We start from the raw sequence: 19,040 nt of genomic DNA, 5'->3' as shown, positions 1-19,040 counted from the left end.
CGCGGTCCGTCCGGCGGTTGCCGTTTCCGAAGGGAACGCGTAGCGGCGGCATTCCGCAAAAAGCCAGGGGCACGTGGCACACCCCGTGTCGGGCGTGTGCCACGTTGGTGCCAGAGATACAGTGACGCTTTCGCACGCGAAACCTAACGCGGACATGGCATAAATGTGATGCCGCATTTCACCTAAACAGCATGACGGCCAGTACCGTCTAACTGACTACAGTGTAAATCTGTCCGCATCCCGCCATGCCGGAAACGCTTCACGGTAGCTTTGCAGGGCTTCCAGCGACAGTTCTGCGCTGATTTGCGCAGGCTGGTTCTCTGGCGCACGCGCGACGATTTCACCCAGCGGGTTGATTATCTGGATGTCACCCTGATAGCTGTGATCGTTGCCATCAGCGCCGACACGGTTGCATCCAGCCACATAGGCCTGATTTTCAATCGCCCGTGCCGCGAGCAGCGTACGCCAATGGTGGGCACGCGGGGCTGGCCAGTTCGCCACGTACAGCGCCAGATCGTAATCCTGACAGTTGCGTGACCACACCGGGAAACGCAGGTCATAGCAAATCTGTGGCAATATCCGCCAGCCACGCCATTCGATAATCAAGCGTTCATGTCCGACTTCAAAATGGTGGTGCTCATTGGCCATGCGAAATAGGTGGCGTTTGTCATAGTGGTAAATGTCGCCCAGCGGTGAAACCAGCACAAAGTGATTTACTGCGCCTTTGGGGGTGGAAACAGCAATGCTGCCGCCGATAAGCGCATTGGTCTCTTTGGCCCACTCCTGCAGCCAGGTTTCCACCACCGATTGTGACAGCCCATTTCCCGCGGCATTCATGGCGAATCTGGTGGTAAACATTTCTGGCAGCACGATAAGATCGTTGCCGCGCACCGTTTCCAACTCGGCATCGAAATGGCTCAGGTTGGCTGGCCCATCAAGCCATAACAGAGGCTGTTGTAGTAGCGTGATAGTTAAAGTCGACATAAGCGCTCCGCCGTCGCTTGTAAGGTAGATTCCTGTTTAGCAAAGCATAGCCGAATCAATTTGTGCGGGAAGGGATCGGCGCAGAAAACCGAGAGCGGGATCGCCGCCACGCCGGCGTGTTCCGTCAACCAACGGCAGAAGGTGACATCATCAAGATCAGAAATGGCACTGTAATCCGCCAGCAGGAAGTAAGTTCCTTCACAGGGCAGCACTTAAAAACGGCTGGCGGAGAGCGAATTGACCAGAAAATCACGGCGTGCCCTATAGAATTCCGGCAGTTCCTGCCAGTGTTCTGGTGCATGGCGCAGCATATCGGCAATGGCTAATTGTGCCGGCGTATTGACGGAGAACGTGAGGTACTGGTGTACCTTGCGAATTTCTGCACTGATGGCCTCAGTGGCAATGCAATAACCCACTTTCCAACCGGTCATGTGGTAGGTCTTGCCGAAGGAAGAGACCACGATGGCGCGTTGGCGCAGTTCGCTGTGGCGCAGAACGCTGGCGCGTCCTTCTGGTGCAAAGCAGATGTGTTCATAGACTTCATCGCTCAACACGTAGATCTCGTGGTCAGCAATCGCCTGCCACAGCTGCTCGAAATCGCTCTGATGCCACACGGTGGCAGACGGATTGTGTGGCGTGTTGAGAATCACCAGACGAGTACGAGAGCTTAACAGCGCGCGAAACGCTGCCCAGTCCACGTTAAACAGCGGTGTCTGTAGCGCAACGCGTTTCACCACGCCGCCCGCCAGCTCAATAGCTGGCGCATAGCTGTCGTAGCTGGGATCAAAACAGATAACTTCATCACCGGGCCGCACTAGTGCGGCGATGGTGGCAAACAGTGCTTCGGTAGCCCCGATTGTGACCGTGATTTCGTTGTCGGCATCGGGCTAGCCATACTGTGCCACGGTTTTTTCGGCGATCGCGCTGCGCAACGGTGCCACCCCGGTCATCTGTGCATGCTGGTTCGCCCCTTGGGCAACGTGATAGGCCAGACGCTGTTGCAGGTAATCTGGTCCGCTGAAATCCGGGAACACCTGTGACAAGTTGATCGCCTTATGCTGCTGCGCCAGCGCGCTCATTTGGGTAAAGATGGTGGTGCCCAATGCGGGCAGTTTGCTTTCGGGAAAAATTGCGGCACTCGTGGTAGAAATGAACTCCTGCAAACCTGCTGTATTGCGAGCCAATATAACACGATGCTAGTATTTGGCAATCAAGACGCATGGACGTTTAAACGGCTAAATTCCATTGGCGTCTAACCTATAACAAAACGTACTAACCACAGTGAGAAACGCTGTGGTGAAGAGCACACCTGCACAGGATGAACGATGAGTGAAAACCCAGAACTGGCTGCGTTAGTCGCGGCCTGTCATTGGATTGGGCAAAAAGGGTGGTGTCCGGCAACCGGCGGCAATATGTCGGTGCGTCTGGATGAAGACCGTTGCCTGATCTCCGAATCCGGCAAGGATAAAGGCAGTTTGCATCAGGATGATTTTTTACTGGTGAATATTGCCGATAACCATGTTCCCAGCGGGCGCACGCCGTCGGCTGAAACCGGCCTACACACGTCGCTCTATCGTCGCTTTGCGCCAGTAGGGGCCGTGTTGCATACCCATATCCGTGAACGCGACCGTGCTCTCCCGCGTAGAAAAAAGCGATGCATTGGTGCTGGAAGGGTATGAGATGCAGAAATCTCTGCAAGGGCAGCATACCCACCTTGACCGCGTTTCCATTCCCATTTTTGCCAACGATCAGGATATTCCCGCACTGGCAGCACGCGTGGCGGCGTACGCCGATACCCAGACGCTGCGCTACGGCTTTTTAGTGCGTGGTCATGGACTTTACTGCTAGGGAGAGGATGTCGCGCAGGCTCGCCGTCATCTGGAAGGGCTCGAGTTTCTGTTTCAGTGTGAACTGCAACGACGTTTGCTGGAGGCAAAATGATCAAGGTCATCGTGACGGATATTGAAGGCACTACCAGCGATATCCGTTTTGTGCATAACATCCTGTTCCCTTACGCGCGGGCGCGTTTAGCGGAGACCGTGGCGCAGTCTGATACTCAGCCAGAGATAGCCGAAACGCTGGCGTTGTTGCGCGAAGAGCTCGATCAGCCGCAGGCGCAAGCCTCCACCTTGCTGGAAGCTCTGCATCAATTTATGGAGCAGGATCGCAAATCAACAGCATTGAAACGTCTGCAAGGCATTATCTGGCGCAACGGTTATCTCAACGGCGATTTTCGTGGTCATGTATATGACGACGTTGCGCCGCAGCTGCGCAGGTGGCGTGAGCAGGGGATCGCTCTCTACGTCTACTCATCGGGGTCGGTGGAAGCACAGCAACTGCTGTTCGGTTACAGCGATGCCGGGGACTTACGCCCGTTGTTCAGTGGTTACTTTGACACCCGCGTCGGGGCCAAGCGAGAAGCGCGCTCATACCATCATATTGCACAGGTAATTGGGCTGCCAGGCGAGCAACTGCTGTTTTTTTCTGACATTCATCAAGAGTTGGACGCGGCTGCCGAGGCCGGTTGGCAAACGTGCCAGTTGATTCGTGATGAGGCGGATGTGGAAAGCTTTCATCGTCAGGTGGCGCGTTTCGACCAGATTGACCCATCCCAGGCCACTAGCGCCGTTTAAGGAGTTTTGCCATGAGTGCATTAACCATTTTTAACGACAATGACGCCAGCCAACCAGTATGTGACAGCCGCGATGCGGACGCGATCCAGACGGCGCTTGCCGCGATTGGAGTTCGGTTTGAACGCTGGCAGGCCGATCGCACGCTAAGCGTCTCTCCGGCAGCGGAAGAAGTGCTGGCAGCGTATCAGCATGAAATTGATAAACTGGTGGCAGAGAAAGGTTACCAAAGCTGGGATGTGATCAGTCTGCGTGCCGACAATCCGCAGAAAGACACATTGCGTACCAAATTTTTGTCCGAGCATACACACAGCGAAGATGAAGTACGCTTCTTCGTCGAAGGTGTCGGGCTATTCTGCCTGCACCTGAACGGCAAGATTTATCAGATATTGTGTGAAAAGAACGATCTGCTGTCGGTACCAGCAGGTACAGCGCACTGGTTCGATATGGGGTCTGAGCCGCATTTTACCGCGATTCGCCTGTTCGATAATCCAGATGGTTGGGTGGCGCACTTTACCGGCGATGCCATTGCCGATGCTTATCCGAAGCTGGCATAGTCATGCCAATTTTTCCTCCAGCCAACGGCTGGAGGAAAGGGATTAGCGTAACGCTTGAGTGAAGATCCCTGCTTGCACCTGCTCGGGCGTGATCACGCCGCTATCCAGCACCCAACCGCTAATCAGTGAAGCGGGTGTGACATCAAAAGCAGGGTTATAAACCTGTGCGTCTTGTGGCGCCCACTGGCAAGCGCCAAAGCTGCCTGCCACGCCGGTCACCTCGCTGGCGGCGCGCTGCTCAATGGGGATTGCCTTGCCATTCGGGCAGGCCGCATCGTGCGGCGCGGCGACATAGAACGGAATACCATGATAACGGGCCAGCACGGCCAGGCTGTAAGTGCCAATTTTGTTGGCGATATCACCGTTTGCGGCAATGCGATCGGCCCCGACCCAAACGGCATCAACCAAGCCCTGCGCCATGAGGGTGGCGGCCATCGAATCACAAATCAAATGATAGGGAATGTTCAATTCCCCCAACTCCCAGGCGGTCAGCCGCCCCCCTTGTAATAAGGGGCGCGTTTCATCCACCCAGACCTGTTCCACGTGTCCTTGCCTGTGTGCATGGTGAATCACCCCGATTGCGGTGCCGACGCCCGCTGTGGCTAATCCACCGGTATTGCAGTGGGTAAGCAGACGACTGCCAGGTTTGACCAATGTAGCCCCGTGATGAGCAATCTGTTCACACAGGGCGCGATCCTCTTCGATCAGACGCAATGCTTCCTGCACCAGTGCAGTAACATGCTGAGGCTGCGCCAGTGCCCGTTTCATACGATCCAGATTGTTCATCAGATTCACGGCGGTTGGGCGCGCGGCACGCAGGGTTTCCAGTGCTTGCTCAAGCGCGATTACTGGCATGCCATTTTCCTCCAGCAGCGCTAACAGCACGCTGGCGGAAAGCCCGATCAGCGGTGCGCCGCGCACACGCAGAGTACGAATATGCTCAACCAGCGCAGCCACATCCGGGCTGGGGTGCCATACCGTTTCCTGTGGTAAAGCCTGTTGGTCGAGGATCCAAAGCTGATTATTCATCACCTTAAGGCTCAGTGTGTTAAAGCTCTGCATGGGTCGTTAAATTCCTGTTGCGTATTGCGTTGATTTTCTTATTCTGCCAATATGGAAAACAGAAGTATAGACGTCCAAACGCTTTTATGTCTAAAGCGGGACGGCGGATAGCGAATTAATCGATGGTCGAGTCACAAGAAGAGGTGGTGATGTCCCTGTATCGTACCTTTAGCGCGGCAGATGCCGTTGAATATGCCCGTCAATTTGGTGCAGTGTCGGACCAGCAGACGCTGGTGGCAGCCGATGAAATTGGTGATGGCAACCTCAACCTGGTGTTTAAAATCCGCGATACGCAGGGCGTGAGCCGGGTCATTGTCAAACAGGCGTTGCCCTATGTGCGTTGCGTTGGGGAATCCTGGCCGCTAACCCTCGACAGAGCACGTATTGAAGCAGAAACCCTGTTGGTGCACCGCAGCATACGGCCAAGGTGCTGCATCATGATGCTGAGTTGGAGGTGATGGTGCAGGAGGATCTTTCTCATCTGCATATCTGGCGGCGCGAGCTGGTTGATGGCCAGACCTATCCGCATGCGGCGGCACAGGTGGAATCGGGGTACGGAGAGCAGTTCCTAAAACACGTGTGGCAGGACACCCTCGGTTATGCCGGTACGGAGTTGATTCGGCGCGCGATAGGTTTCTCGCACGTTGCCGATTTGGCAAGCATCGCAGAACCGCAGGCACGCCACGCTTGCCAGCGTCACGCCGTTGAATTGGGTAAAACGTTGATTTTGACTGCGAGTGATATTCCCGATGTTGCTGCGCTATTGGCGCGGGTGCGGCAGAGCGGAACGTAACGCAAATGCACAGGCGGTAAACCGACGCATAGGCTGCCGACGGTTTACCGCTGCGTTATCCCTGATGTGGCAACATAAAATCAGTTAAGACGTTCAATGGCCAGCGCCACACCCTGGCCGCCGCCGATGCACAGCGTTGCCAGCCCCAGCGTTTTATCACGCGCCCGCAACGCATGCAGCAGCGTCACCAGAATGCGCGCGCCGCTGGCACCAATCGGGTGGCCTAGCGCAATTGCCCCGCCGTTGACGTTGACTTTTTCCCGATCGAATTTCAGCGTGTTGCCGACCGCTAGGAACTGGGCGGCAAAGGCTTCGTTGGCTTCGATCAGATCAAAATCGTCAATCTGCAATCCTGTCTGTTGCAGGACTTTTTGCGTGGCGGGCACGGGACCCATCCCCATCAGCGCGGGGGCTACACCGCCGCTGGCATAACCGCGGATACGCGCCAGTGGGGTCAGCCCGGCAGCCCGCGCGGCGTCTTCTTCCATTATCACCAGCGCTGATGCACCATCGTTGATGCCTGAGGCATTCCCGGCGGTCACAGTGCCCGCTTTGTCAAAGGCCGGACGCAGTGCTGCCAGCCCTTCCAGCGTAGAGTCCGCTTTGGGAAACTCATCGGTTTGGAATACGGCTTTTTTTGCGCAGCTTGACGGTGAGAGGGACGATCTCTGCATCGAACGCGCCGGATTGAATCGCCGCAACCGCCCTTTGCTGGGAGATGAGTGCTGCTTCATCCTGCATGGCACGGCTGATGTTGTAGGCTTTGGCGACGTTTTCCGCAGTAATACCCATATGGTAACCGTGGGTGGCGCAGACCAACCCATCGCGCAGGATAACGTCTGACAATTGCCCATCGCCGAGGCAGTAGCCCCAGCGCGCTTTGGCATCAAGCAGGTAGGGGGCTTGGCTCATGTTTTCCATGCCGCCTGCCACCAACGTCGTGGCCTGACCGGATTCAATAGCCTGAGCGGCTAACGCCACGCTTTTCAGCCCCGATCCGCACACCATGTTGACGGTGTAGCCACACACCGAGTCTGCCAGCCCGCTTTTTAGCAGCGCCTGACGCGCCGGGTTCTGCCCCAGACCTGCTTGTAACACGTTGCCCATGATTCACTTCATCGACACGTTCCGCATCAAGGTTGGCACGCGCTAGTGCCGCTTTGATAACGGTGGCCCCCAAATCTACAGCATTCACACCGGCAAGCGAGCCGTTGAAACTGCCGATGGCGGTACGTACTGCACTCACGATAACGACGTTTTTCATATTTTTTTCCTCTGTTTCATCACCGCGACGTCAAAAGAACGTCAAACCCACGACAAAAATCACTCCAGAGAACAGCAGCGCGGTGATACAATACCCCATGATGTCGCGCACGCCCAGTCCAGCGATGGCAAGCGCGGGCAGCGCCCAGAAGGGCTGTGCCATGTTCATCCACTGCTCGCCATAGGCGATGGCCATCACCGATTTGCCCAAATCGGCACCTAACGTTTGTGCTGCCGGCATTACGAAGGGCCCTTGAATAACCCAGTGGCCCCCGCCGGAAGGCACGGCGAAGTTGATCAGCGCAGAGCTGAAGAAGGTCATGACGGGGATGGTGTCTTTGTTGGCGACGTTGATGAAAAATTAGGTGATCAGACCGCCCAGTCCGGAATGCTCCATCATGAGCTGAATACCGGCATAGAACGGGAACTGCACCAGAATACCGGCGGTACTGCGTGCCGCAGCGCTGATAGCTCGCATATAAGCCATGGGGGTTTTATGCAGCAGCAGACCGGCAATCATGAACATCATGTTGACGGTGTTGATGGTGATGTTGAACCCTTTCTCCGCAAAGTAGATCCCCAGATAGACGACGCCCAGAGCACCGATAATCAGTACCAGAATGCGGCTCTCTTCCAAACGTTCAGAAGGCGGCGCATCGGCAGGCAAGGTTTTCTGGAAATCGGTCTCGTCTTTTAACAGAGCGGGATCGATGCTGACGACATCGCTAAGGCGCGGCGTCATCATGCGGGTCACAAAGGGCATGACGACGATCAGGCCGAGCGTGATAAACAGGTTAAAACCGGTAAACAGGGTGTGAGATACCGGTACCAGACCGGCAATGTGTTCTACCGGATTGCCGGGGGTTGCCGCAAGCAGAGGCATTGAGCCAGAGAAACCGCCGCCCCAGGTGAGAAAGCCGATATAGGCACAAGCGATCAGGAGCGGGTAGTCCGAGCCTGGTAAATGATCAGCGCCATCTGCATGCCGAACGCCAGCAGATTCCAGAAACCATCTCCCCACAGTTTCACCATGCTGAGCGGCGTTTGTGGCGTGAGCCACAACGCCACGCCGAAGGTAATCAGCGTTAATAACATGGCGAAAATCAGCGGGTCGGGTAGATAGCGACTGACGACGCGCGTCATAAAACGCGAGATACGCCCTATCATGCATCACCCCCGACAGTGGCTTGCCACATCGGTTGCAGCGGTTCTGCCACGTCGAAGTGCGCTTCGGTTTTGGCGCGAATACCGTCCACGTCATGGCCCGGTGCGATTTCGGTGAGCCACATGGCACCGTTAATAAAACGGAACACGGCCAATTTAGTTACCAGCATATGGACGGCATGCTGTGCGGTCAGCGGCATAGTGCAGCGCTTAAGTATTTTGGCGGTGCCATCTTTGGCGCAGTGTTCCATGGCGATGATCACTTTCTTCGCACCGGTAACCAAATCCATCGCACCGCCCATGCCGGGCACCATCTTGCCGGGAACGACCCAGTTGGCCAGATTGGCCTCTTCATCCACTTGCAGGCCACCCAGCACGAAGGCATCCACGTGGCCGCCGCGGATCAGGGCAAAGGAGAACGCGCTGTCGAACATCGCTGCGCCGGGTAGAATGCCACAGGGTTGCCCACCGGCGTTGACCAGATCGGGATGCGGCTCGGTTATCGGACCAAGGCCGAGAAAACCATTTTCTGATTGCAGGGTGATATCAATGCCATCCGGCAGATAGTTAGCCACCTGGGTCGGCAGACCAATCCCCAGATTGACCACATCGCCGTCTTGCAGTTCTTGCGCCACGCTGCGCGCAATACGTTGTTTGGCATCCATGATTAACGCTCCTCGGGGGTAATGATGTAATCAACCAGAGCACCGGGCGTGACCACCCGATCCGGTGAGATGTCGCCGATAGCGACCAGTTCATCCGGTTCGACCAGCGTGATATCTGCGGCGAGATCCAGCAGCGGGTTGAAGTTTCTGGCGCTGAGTTGGTAGGTCAGATTGCCGAGCGCGTCGGCCTGATGGGCGCGAATCAGTGCCAAATCTGCACGCAATGGGCGTTCCAGCTGATAGGTAACGTTATCCAGCGTGATGCGCTGTTTGCCTTCTTCCACCACGGTGCCGATGTGTGAGGCGATCACTTTCTTCACCCGGCCGTTGACGATCAGTGGGCCAATGCCGGTATCGACGAACGCGGTGTCGTTGGCAATCAGCGTCAAGTCGCGCACGCCGGAATCGAGTAACGCATTAACCAGACGGGGGGCGTGCCAATTCCCATAAAACCGCCCACCATGATGGTCATGCCATCACGGAACAAGCGGCTAGCCTGCGGTAAGGTAAGATGTTTATCTTTCATTATTTTTCCCTTTGTATACGCCGAAATGGGTACGGGCAGGGAATAGCAAGGCGGGTGCCAGCTGTGTTTTTCAGGCAACAAAATTTTTATTTATGTTTTTTCAATGGGTTGATTTTGTTCTTTTTGCTGTGAACGGTGTCAGGCAGGCGGCGGGAGGTGAGAAGGAATTTGCACAGTGCGCAAATTCCTTCTCAGGCTAAAGGGGTCAAGCATCCGTTTTCGGAAGAAGGGTTTATATGCCGTATTCTTGTAGTTTATACATCAGCGCCCGTCAGCGCCCGTCGGCTGATACCCAACTGCAATGCGCTGTGGGTGCGATTGCCATGATGTTTTTCAATCGTGGAGATAATCACCTGCTTTTCGTAGCGCTTGATCTCTTCTTTCAGGCTGGATTCCCCTTGAGTGAATGACAGCGGCGGCTTTTCTCCATCGACGCTGGTGGCTGCACAATGCAGTTGTGCGGGCAGATCGTCGGTGAAAACCACCACGCCGGTGCTCATGATCACCGCACGCTCAATCACATTCGATAATTCGCGGATATTGCCAGGCCAGTGCCAGGCTTGCAGAACCGCCAGCGCGGCCGGATCGATATCGATGATTTCACGCTGATTTTCCGCACAGAACTTTTGCAGAAAATGGTTGGCTAGCAGCGGAATGTCGTACTGACGTTCACGTAACGGGGGGATTTCCAGATGGATTACGTTGAGACGATAAAAACAGATCCTGACGGAAATCACCGCTATCGACCATGGCGGCGAGATTGCGGTTAGTGGCGGCAATGATACGGATATCCACTTTCACCGTGTTGTGCCCACCCACCCGTTCAAACTCGCGTTCTTGCAACACGCGCAGCAGTTTTACCTGTAAATTGAGCGGCATTTCGCCCACTTCATCCAGCAGCAGCGTCCCCTGATGGGCGCGCTCAAAGAGTTCTTGCCGTTGCACCTGAGCCCCAGTAAAGGCGCCTTTCTCATGACCGAACAGTTCGCTTTCCAATAACGATTCTGGCAGCGCCGCGCAGTTGATTTTGATAAAGGGGCCGTTGGCTCGCCGGCTGTTGTAGTGAATGGCGCGGGCGATCAACTTTTTGCCGGTGCCGCTTTCACCGCTGATCAACACACTGGCCTGACTGAGCGCGATCTTGGCCGTGTAGCGGCAGATCTCCATCATCCGTGGGTTGTTGGTCAGTATGTGGCCCCATTGCCAACTGTCGCTCAGCGCCTGATGCAAATGGAGAATCTCCTGCTTCATCGCCTGAAGTTGCAGTGCGCGCTGAATGATGAGCGTCAGTTCATCAAGATCGAAGGGTTTGATCACGTAATCGAACGCGCCGTGGCGCAACGCTTCAACGGCGGTTTCCACGGCGGCGTAGGCCGTCATCAGAATGATGGGCGTTTTAGGGTGATGCTGGCGCACCTGTTGCAGCGCTTCGATGCCGTTGAGTCGCGGCATACGGATGTCCATCAATACCACGTCCGGCGTGTGATCGATAAAAGTCCGCACCGCTTCGCGGCCATCGCTGGCACAAAATGTTTGCTGACCGGCAAGCGAAAATGCCGTGGTGAGCATACGGCGTACATTCTCTTCATCATCGGCGATCAGGATACTGTAAGTCTGTTTCATTGCGGCGTATTTCCCTGATGGTGAATCGGTAGCAAAAGGGTAAAGGTGGTGCCGTGCTCAGGATCGCTGCTAAGCTGAATGTCTCCCTGATGCGCATTGATAATGCGCTGGCTCGGCGCTAACCCGAGGCCGGTGCCCGACGCTTTGGTGGTGAAAAAGGGATCGAAAATCTTGTTTTTGTGGTGCTCGGGAATACCGCAGCCGGTGTCGCGGATGGTGACCGCCTGGCGTGCATCATCCACTTGCCAGGTTCGAATATGGATTTGCCCGCGCGCTGATGGCCGGTACCGCATTGATCAATATGTTGAGGATCACTTGCCGCAGCAGCTCGCCGTCGGCTTCGATCTCTTCGAGGTCAGGCGCCAAATCTTTGCTTACGTCAATGCGGGCTTGCAGTCCGGTGGTTTGGATCAATACCAGACACTCTTCGATAAGCTGGTTCAGGCTGACCAACTGCCAATAGCCTTGGCGTGGGCGGGCGAAATCGAGCAGTTGCTGAATCACCCGGTTAATGGAATGGGTCTCTTTCAGGATGATGGCGATATATTCCTGATGGATCGGGTCCGTGTCCTGCTGCTTGAGGATCTGTACGTAGCCTTTGATGGCCGTCAGCGGGTTACGCACTTCGTGGGCGACGCCCGCCATCAGTTCGCCCAGTGTCGCCAGCCGTCCCGTTTGCGCCAGCCGCCGTTGCACTTATTTACGTGCCGTGAGATCGGAGAAGATCACCAACGCGCCGATCAGTTCATTATGGGCGTTATGGATCTGGCTGGTGGTCACACTCAGTTCAATGGTGCGATTCCGGGCGGGAAAACTCACCTCCAGCGCCACGTGTTCGGTGCCTTTTTGCAGCGTATCCAGCACCGGGCTGTCGAAATGCGTGTTGGAGAATATTTTGTCATACGGCTGGCCCAGTAACTCATCCTGCCGATAGCCGGTGATCTCCTGAGCGGCAGGGTTGATCGTGGTCACATTGCCGTGTTTGTCCACGGCGATCACGCCGTCGGCGGCACTTTCGATGATTAGATCGTTGAGGGTTTTGGTTTCGCGTAACGCCTGCGACAACGCGTTGACACTGTGCGAGATTTTCCCCAAATCTCCCGATAAGGACGGTAGCCGGGCGTTCTGATTCTGCGCCAGATCCTCCAGCCCATGAGTAATCACGTCAATACAGGTACTAAAACGGCGAGAGAGCAGAATGATCAGGCACAGGCTCACCAGCAAACCCAGTGCCAGCACCGAGACAATATTGATATCCATGCGCCGCGCCTGCTGGCTGATATCTTCAGACAACTCGTTGGCCCAGATATAACCGATGACATTGCCATCGCGGGTGATTGGCTGCATGGAATTCATGATGTTGCCACGCACCTGCTTGCCGGAGTAGACCTTGGGTTGGTTGCTGGACATCACCTCTCTGCCGGGGTGGTCGGCGTTGATCGTGACACCGACGTTGGACTGGAACTGTGCCGAAGGCGCATAGGTGATGATGGCGTCCAGTGCGCGGTGGTAATAGCCTGCGCCGACGCCGTTAAAGGCACGCGTGATCCTCTCGGTTATGGGGGCTAACTCCTGATTGAGCGCTTGAATACGCTCGGCATGATGGAGGGTGGCAAAATGCGTGAACCTGTCCCCGAGTGCTTCATCCAGCAGATGGGTAATGGCAGAGAGTTTTTTCTCTTTCTCTTGCAGCAGTGCCGCCCGGCCCTAGGTTTCTACCACGTAGCCAATGGTGAGGGTGGGGATCGTGACCATGAACACCGCAATCATAATGAGCTGGTTGCGTAGACGACGCGGGTACATCCAACTGAGCCCAGCACGTAACCCACTGAAACGGGTGCTCATCGATCTTTTCCTCTCAGATAAAAGAGGAATTATCCGGGCAATGGCCTTGGGTTTCTCGGAGGCGCTTCAAACTCCGCGCAGATACTGAGCAGGATAATGGTATGTTCAGTGAGGTAACCTAGTTCAAGGCGCTGTCGAAGGGGAAGAAAGGAAAGTACCGGGCCGCGAGGGCAGCCCGGCGGGTTATCAGGCGACAGCAACGGATTTTTTGGTTGCCGGTTTGGCCTGTGGTGCCTGAGCAGCCAGCGCCTCAGGCGCAAAATCATCCACATTGATGGCGCGCAATCGGCTCGCTTCGGCTCGGATCAATATCTGCGCTTCTTCTGCGGTGATATCGCCTTCTGCCAATGCTTGCTCTGCTAACCGATCGAGTCGCATGAACGGCAGAGATTTACCCAGCGCTTTCGACAGCCGCTGGCGGATCGGTTCGGCGGCTATCACATCCAGCAACGACTGTTCCAGCAGTCCCACCGGGTTGTGCTCGCTGGCCGTTAGGTATTGGCCGCGTCCTAACCGGCTGCGTGTGGCGCTTGGCGTTTGCAGCAGCTTGGCGACTTGATGATCCAGACGATCGCTCGGCGCCGGGCTGACCTGACCCAGCGGGAATAGCGCGATGCGCATGATTGCCGCAACCGCCCGGTTCGGGAAGTTGCGCAGCAGATCGTTCAAGGCCACTTCGGCCTGGTGCAGGCTATCTTGCACGCCCCAGTGCACCAGCGGCAGGTCAGCCTGCTGGCGGCCTTCATCGTCAAAGCGTTTCAGCGTCGCCGAGGCGAGATAAAGCTGGCTCAACACATAACCCAAGCGAGCGGAGATGCGTTCCCGATGTTTCAAATCGCCGCCCAGCACTGCCATCGACACATCCGCCAGCAGAGCCAGGTTAGCACTCAGGCGATTCATCCGCTGATAGTAGTGACGGGTAGCATCTTTGGTCGGTGCATGACTCAAATGCCCATTGCTGAGCCCCAGCCACAGACTACGAGCCAGATTGCTGCCGACATGCCCGATATGACCAAACAGTGCGCGATCGAAGCTGGTCAGGTTGTCGTCCTGCGCTGCCGCCATCTCTTTGAGCACATAGGGATTACAGCGAATCGCACCCTGCCCAAAGATAATCATGCTGCGTGTCAGGATGTTAGCTCCTTCTACAGTAATCGCGATGGGGGAGTCCTGATAGCTGCGCGCCACGAAGTTGGAAGGGCCAAGGCAGATACCTTTACCGCCGGTGATGTCCATGGCATCCAGCGTGGCGCGCTGACCGCGATGGGTACAGTGATACTTCACGATGGCGGAGAGCACCGCCGGTTTGGCACCTTGCATGATACCTACGGTCACCAGCGTCGCGGCGGCATCCATGACGTAGGTGTTACCTGCGATACGCGCCAGCGGTTCTTCAATCCCTTCCATTTTACCGATGGAGATTTTGAACTGGCGGCGCAGGTGCGCATAAGCCCAGGTTGCCAGCGCAATGGATTTCATGCCTCCTGTCGAGTTGGACGGCAACGTAATACCGAGCCCCACCGACAGGCATTCCATCAGCATACGCCAGCCCAAGCACGGTCGCAATCGGTGCCAGCGTGATATAGCGTTTGTTCCAGGTTAAACGCATACCCAGCACTTGCTCACCTCGCCATTCGCCGTAGCACACAATGCCGACATCGGGAATCGAGCCCGCTTCCGGGCTGGTGAGTGCAAAACAAGGAATTTCCTGACCGCGCGCCAGACGTGGCAGGTAGTGATCTTTCTGATCTTCAGTGCCGTAATGTTGCAACAGTTCGCCGGGGCCGAGCGAGTTAGGTACACCGACGGTGATCGCCAGAATGCTGGAGACACCCGCCAGTTTTTGCAGTACCCGAGACTGCGCATAGGCGGAGAATTCTAGCCCGCCGTACTGCTTTTTGATGATCATGGCGAAGAAGCGGTGCTGCTTGAGGAACGCCCACAGCTCCTGCGGCAGATCGGCCAACTCATGGGTTATCTGGAAATCATTCGCCATGCGGCATGCTTCTTCCACCGGGCCATCGAGAAACGCTTGCTCTTCTTCTGTCAATATCGGCTGCGGGTAGTTATGCAGCATCTTCCAGTCCGGTGCACCGCGAAACAGTTCGCCTTCCCACCAGGTAGTCCCGGCGTTGATGGCCTCTTTCTCGGTGTTTGACATGGCGGGCATCACCTCCTTAAACATCCTCAGGGCAGGGGCCGATAGTGTCTTTTGGCGCAGCGCGGTCACTACCAGTGGCGCCAGCACCACCAGCAGCGGCAACAATAACCAATAGGACCACAGTACACCAGCACCCATCAACGCGAAGTAGGCCACGAGCAACTGGCGCTGAGCGGCAGATTCACCCGGTGATAAAACAGGGCTCCCACCATTATCAGCAAAACAAGAATACTGACTGCGACCATAGTTCGTCTCCAGAGTTGTCATCGGCCGTTAATCCGATCCGTTCACGTTGCACCTGCGCGCATCCCACTCAATCCTGTTATCACTACGGCAAACATCTGCTAAGAGGTCTGACCTGTATGTGTATAGTGTGTAGTGCATCGCGTCTTTTTTATCAATTTATTTACAACGCAATTACAACTTAACTCACAAACTGGTGTGTTTTTACCCCGGTAGTGATAAACATCAGCAATTGTCTTGATTGCGGCATAGCGTATTTCTCGCGGTTTCCACGATCCGTTACACTGCCAGCATTCCCTCTGCGCGCACCTCCTGTGCGATGCAGAGTTATCGCCTGTTACCGAACAAAACGAGAGGATCCTATGTATCAGGACTTAATCCGTAGTGAACTGAAAGAGGCTGCGGCTACGCTGGACGCTTTTCTGAGTGACGACGCGAACATTCAGTCGATCCAGAATGCTGCGGTGTTGCTAGCTGATGCGTTCAATGCGGGTGGCAAAGTGATTTCCTGCGGCAATGGCGGTTCACACTGCGATGCGATGCATTTTGCCGAAGAATTGACCGGTCGTTATCGTGAGAACCGCCCTGGTTACCCGGCGATTGCTATTTCCGATCCCAGCCATCTCTCCTGTGTGAGCAATGATTTTGGCTACGATTTCGTGTTTTCTCGCTACGTAGAGTCGTTGGGGCGTGGAGGGGATGTGCTGCTCGGGATTTCTACTTCGGGTAATTCCGGTAATATCATCAAAGCCATTGATGCCGCTCGCGCCAAAGGAATGAAGGTCATCACCCTGACGGGTAAAGATGGCGGCAAAATGGCGGGCACGGCGGATGTTGAAATTCACGTACCGCACTTTGGTTACGCTGACCGTATTCAGGAAGTGCACATAAAAGCGATTCATATCCTGATTCAGTTAGTCGAAAAAGAAATGGCAAAATGGCAGTAATCTCGCCAAATTGCTAGCAGTAGGGGGTAGGAGGGGGCATGTGTGAACTGCTTGGGATGAGCGCAAACGTTCCTACGGATATTTGTTTCAGTTTTACCGGGCTTATACAGCGCGGCGGCGGCACCGGGCCACACAAAGATGGCTGGGGCATTACCTTTTATGAAGGCAATGGTTGTCGCACGTTCAAAGATCCGTTGCCGAGTTTCAACTCTCCTATTGCCAGCTTGGCGCAGGAATATCCGATCAAATCCTGCGCGGTGGTGTCGCACATTCGTCAGGCGAATCGCGGCGCGGTCACGCTGGAAAATACCCACCCCTTTACCCGCGAGCTGTGGGGGCGTAACTGGACGTTCGCCCATAACGGTCAGTTGAAGGGGTATCGCGGGCTGAAAACCGGCCATTTCCGCCCCGTGGGACAAACGGACAGCGAGTACGCCTTCTGCTGGCTGCTCAATCAGTTGGCGCAGCGTTACCCACGCTCGCCCGCCAGTTGGCCTGCGGTGTTCCGCTTTATCGCATCGCAAGCCGATGTGCTGAGAAGCAAAGGCGTGTTCAACATGCTGCTCTCTGACGGACGTTTTGTGATGGGATACTGCTCCACCAAGCTGTACTGGATCACGCGGCGTGCGCCTTTTGGTAAGGCAACGTTATTGGATCAGGATGTGGAAATCGATTTTCAGCAGCAAACGACGCCCAACGATGTAGTCACTATGTTGGCGACGCAGCCGCTGACGGGGAATGAAACCTGGCATCAAATTATGCCAGGTGAATTCGTACTATTTTGTTTGGGTGAACGCATAGCGTGATGGTTTTTCACTGCTGATAAAGGATGGATTAACCACATACTGTCCGTTATTTACCGTGATTAACGGTGGCTGATAATTCTGGTTGAAATACGCATAACCCGGCTGAAGTTGGCGCCAGGAACTGTTATACGTGGAATTACGGTGGCGCTGCATGTTGGTTTCCGTCATACAGAAAGGATATATCGCCAAATCAATTTTGGTTTGTCCATTACGTAATGCCGCTTCAGCATAACGGTAAATTTCGTCGATATAGTTGTTGGTCATGGCATAACAGCCAACAGAGACACATTCACCGTGAATCATCAAATAGCGCCCGGAATAGCCCTGCGCCCGATCGTATTCATTAGGAAAACCAATGTTGATCGCTTTGTAGTAATGGCTGTCGGGTTTTAACTGCCGCAGATCAACCTGATAGAAACCTTCAGGGCTTTTCAGATCGCCCTCGACACGCTTGGGTCCTAATCCGCCGGAATATTTGCAGATGGGGTAGTGCTCCAGCAGGCGATATTCATTTCCTACCTTGGCGTACAGTTCCAGTATCCGCTCTTCTTTGAAGATCTGAATATAGATCGGTGAACCTAATAATTGTTGTTTTAATTATTTTGCTATGGGGGCCGGTTCACTGGCGACACTGGTAACAACGACGGATGGCAAAAAAAACAACATCGCAATAGACAGCGCGATTTTTTGCATTATTAATCCTGATGGTAAAATCTGTGTGACAAACGATAGCCGCTGCCCTGCTCATCTTTTGTGAAGCAGGCGCAGCCACATTATCATTGCGTTTATTTTTATCAAGTGAGAAAAGCAGCAAAACGGCATTTTTACGTTAAGAAAACGGTGACACTGCTTTTTCTATGTGTTTCTTCAAGCGTATTGACAGGAAAAAACATTGTCACCTGATGTGTTAGCCCTATTTATGTTATGCGCGTTGCGCTTCAATGGTCATGATATCCGTGCTGAACGATCCATCGGCTTGAATCGCAAAATAATCGATGACCTCTGTGGACAAGGTTTTTTGCAGCGCCAGGATCGCAGTGGAGAAATGCGGCGGTGTGCGCATGCGGGCAATCCAACTGCTGAACTCCAGCGGCAGTTTGTCCGCCTGAAGCTGACGTATGGCAAAACCCGCTTCGGTCAGCATCGTCATCCACTCACCCGGCGCGTAGTTACGTACATGTGAAGTATCACGCAGCATTTCCACCGTTTGTAGGTAGATATCCAGCACCGGATGGCCCGGCGAAACCACATCCATCAGGATCACGGTTCCTCCAGGCTTCAACACGCGCTGTATTTCACGTAATGCCCGCCCTACGTCGTGCCAGTGATGTGCTGAATAGCGGCTAATGACCATATCGGCGCTGGCGCTGGCAAAGGGCAGAGACTTCGCATGGCCATGTTGGGTGTGGATGTTGTTCAGCCCCCTCTGTTGTGCCGTCTGCGCCACGACGTTCAGCATCTCCGTCGAAAGATCGTATGCCGTCACGCGTGCGACCTGCTGCGCTGCAACAAAGCTGGCATGGCCTGCGCCACACCCCACATCGATAATGTGTGCATCGGGAAACGCGGCGAGGCGTTCTTCCAGCCAGGTGAGATCTTTTCCTTGCGCGTGTACCGCGCTGTTTAAATAGTGCTGCGCCTGTGCGCCAAATTGTTCAACGACGTGCTGATGGTGATTCGGTGTAGTTTTCATCATGGCTCTCATGCTGTTGGCTAAAGTAAGACGCAGCGCTACGTCGACCTGAATGACCCGAGTTGTTGTTACTATAGG

Annotated in this window: 8 protein-coding genes and 10 pseudogenes; 6 read left to right on the top strand and 12 right to left on the bottom strand. The window is 55.0% G+C overall.

Annotated elements, in window-relative coordinates:
* Nucleotides 1–216: 216 nt before the first annotated feature.
* Together JZM30_RS04890 and JZM30_RS04885 are read right to left on the bottom strand one after the other, a co-directional pair.
* Nucleotides 217–984 carry an amidohydrolase gene (locus tag JZM30_RS04890; protein ID WP_252317768.1) on the bottom strand — a complete coding sequence of 256 codons (768 nt, stop codon included), beginning with the start codon at nt 982–984 and terminating at the stop codon, nt 217–219.
* Nucleotides 972–2,135: pseudogene (locus JZM30_RS04885) on the bottom strand (pyridoxal phosphate-dependent aminotransferase). The gene JZM30_RS04890 and the pseudogene JZM30_RS04885 overlap by 13 nt, the downstream one beginning before the upstream one ends.
* A 174-nt stretch (nt 2,136–2,309) precedes the next feature.
* Between JZM30_RS04885 and JZM30_RS04880 the strand changes: the two are divergent.
* The 3 genes and pseudogenes from JZM30_RS04880 to JZM30_RS04870 all read left to right on the top strand — a co-directional run bounded on the left by JZM30_RS04880 (nt 2,310) and on the right by JZM30_RS04870 (nt 4,171).
* Nucleotides 2,310–2,925: pseudogene (locus tag JZM30_RS04880) on the top strand (methylthioribulose 1-phosphate dehydratase).
* Nucleotides 2,922–3,617 carry an acireductone synthase gene (mtnC, locus tag JZM30_RS04875; RefSeq protein ID WP_252317767.1) on the top strand — a complete coding sequence of 232 codons (696 nt, stop codon included), beginning with the start codon at nt 2,922–2,924 and terminating at the stop codon, nt 3,615–3,617. Before JZM30_RS04880 ends, mtnC begins: the two are co-directional and overlap by 4 nt.
* Before the next feature lie 11 nt (nt 3,618–3,628).
* Complete coding sequence (locus tag JZM30_RS04870; RefSeq protein ID WP_252317766.1) at nt 3,629–4,171, top strand: 1,2-dihydroxy-3-keto-5-methylthiopentene dioxygenase; 543 nt, start codon at nt 3,629–3,631, stop codon at nt 4,169–4,171.
* A 42-nt stretch (nt 4,172–4,213) separates the two neighbouring features.
* Here the strand turns inward: JZM30_RS04870 and mtnA are convergent, their stop codons facing one another.
* Complete coding sequence (gene mtnA, locus JZM30_RS04865) at nt 4,214–5,233, bottom strand: S-methyl-5-thioribose-1-phosphate isomerase (protein ID WP_252317765.1); 1,020 nt, start codon at nt 5,231–5,233, stop codon at nt 4,214–4,216.
* 149 nt (nt 5,234–5,382) lie between these two features.
* Between mtnA and JZM30_RS04860 the strand changes: the two are divergent.
* Nucleotides 5,383–6,026 (top strand): annotated as a pseudogene (locus tag JZM30_RS04860) (hypothetical protein).
* 80 nt (nt 6,027–6,106) lie between these two features.
* Here JZM30_RS04860 and JZM30_RS04855 read toward each other — a convergent pair.
* From JZM30_RS04855 to JZM30_RS04825, 7 genes and pseudogenes are all read right to left on the bottom strand, one after another.
* Nucleotides 6,107–7,290, bottom strand: a pseudogene (locus tag JZM30_RS04855) (acetyl-CoA C-acetyltransferase).
* 30 nt (nt 7,291–7,320) lie between these two features.
* Nucleotides 7,321–8,456, bottom strand: a pseudogene (locus JZM30_RS04850) (TIGR00366 family protein).
* On the bottom strand, nt 8,453–9,118 hold the full coding sequence (locus JZM30_RS04845; protein WP_252317764.1) for a 3-oxoacid CoA-transferase subunit B: 666 nt from the start codon (nt 9,116–9,118) through the stop codon (nt 8,453–8,455). Before JZM30_RS04845 ends, JZM30_RS04850 begins: the two are co-directional and overlap by 4 nt.
* Before the next feature lie 2 nt (nt 9,119–9,120).
* Nucleotides 9,121–9,644 (bottom strand): annotated as a pseudogene (locus JZM30_RS04840) (CoA-transferase).
* 232 nt (nt 9,645–9,876) lie between these two features.
* Nucleotides 9,877–11,267: pseudogene (atoC, locus tag JZM30_RS04835) on the bottom strand (acetoacetate metabolism transcriptional regulator AtoC).
* Nucleotides 11,264–13,112, bottom strand: a pseudogene (gene atoS / locus JZM30_RS04830) (two-component system sensor histidine kinase AtoS). Before atoS ends, atoC begins: the two co-directional pseudogenes overlap by 4 nt.
* A gap of 186 nt (nt 13,113–13,298) precedes the next feature.
* Nucleotides 13,299–15,518 (bottom strand): annotated as a pseudogene (locus JZM30_RS04825) (acyl-CoA dehydrogenase domain-containing protein).
* A gap of 360 nt (nt 15,519–15,878) precedes the next feature.
* On the opposite strand from JZM30_RS04825, the gene lpcA reads away from it, so the two are divergent.
* Complete coding sequence (gene lpcA / locus JZM30_RS04820; RefSeq protein WP_252317763.1) at nt 15,879–16,463, top strand: D-sedoheptulose 7-phosphate isomerase; 585 nt, start codon at nt 15,879–15,881, stop codon at nt 16,461–16,463.
* A 38-nt stretch (nt 16,464–16,501) separates the two neighbouring features.
* Nucleotides 16,502–17,269 (top strand): class II glutamine amidotransferase, encoded by a 768-nt coding sequence (locus JZM30_RS04815; protein WP_252317762.1) that lies wholly within the window; start codon nt 16,502–16,504, stop codon nt 17,267–17,269.
* On the opposite strand, the pseudogene dpaA reads toward JZM30_RS04815, so the two are convergent.
* A pseudogene (gene dpaA / locus JZM30_RS04810) lies at nt 17,240–17,962 on the bottom strand (peptidoglycan meso-diaminopimelic acid protein amidase). The gene JZM30_RS04815 and the pseudogene dpaA overlap by 30 nt on opposite strands.
* A gap of 229 nt (nt 17,963–18,191) precedes the next feature.
* Entirely contained in the window at nt 18,192–18,962 is a 771-nt protein-coding gene (locus JZM30_RS04805; protein WP_252317999.1) for a class I SAM-dependent methyltransferase, read from the bottom strand.
* Nucleotides 18,963–19,040 lie beyond the last annotated feature (78 nt).

This window comes from Candidatus Symbiopectobacterium endolongispinus (genome assembly GCF_018777385.1).
GTDB lineage: Bacteria > Pseudomonadota > Gammaproteobacteria > Enterobacterales > Enterobacteriaceae > Symbiopectobacterium > Symbiopectobacterium endolongispinus.
Note: the sequence above shows the minus strand (reverse complement) of the source record. Positions and strands in the feature narration are given on the sequence as shown.